This is a genomic window from Adlercreutzia sp. DFI.6.23 (assembly GCF_024462535.1).
Lineage (GTDB): Bacteria > Actinomycetota > Coriobacteriia > Coriobacteriales > Eggerthellaceae > Adlercreutzia > Adlercreutzia rubneri.
The window spans coordinates 1-452 of sequence record NZ_JANGBP010000070.1; the positions used below are offsets into that span (position 1 = coordinate 1).

General features: G+C 61.1%; 1 pseudogene. It reads right to left on the reverse strand.

Going from position 1 to position 452, the window contains the following annotated elements:
• Positions 1-378, reverse strand: a pseudogene (locus NE591_RS12380) (preprotein translocase subunit SecA); the annotation flags it as partial.
• Between the last annotated feature and the right edge of the window lie 74 nt (positions 379-452).

A 452-nucleotide genomic window follows, 5' to 3' on the forward strand; every position in this document is an offset into this window, starting at 1 on the left:
CTGCTCGTAAATCCAGGTGAGGAAGTCGTTCAAAGCCTCGGCGACGTTTTCCGCCTCGTCCTCGTGATCGACCTTCGCCTCGGAGAAATCGTTGCAGCCGGTCATGTTCGCGGCCCACAAATCGATGGTGCGCACATCCCAGTCGTCGCTGGCGGAATTCCCGGGACAGCACTCCCCCACGATGGTGTCCACGGCGTCGCGGATGATGCCGGGAATGCGCTCGGTCATGGACTTGCCGTCCAGGATGGCGTTGCGCTCCTCGTAGATGGCCTTGCGCTGGAGGTTCATGACGTCGTCGTATTCCAGCACGTTCTTACGGGCGGCGAAGTGCATGGACTCCACCTGGCGCTGGGCGCTCTCGATGGACTTCGACACCATGCCGGCCTGGATGGGGCATGTCGTCCTCTTGGTTGGTCTTCTCCATCATGTGCGCGATGGAGTCCATCTTCGAG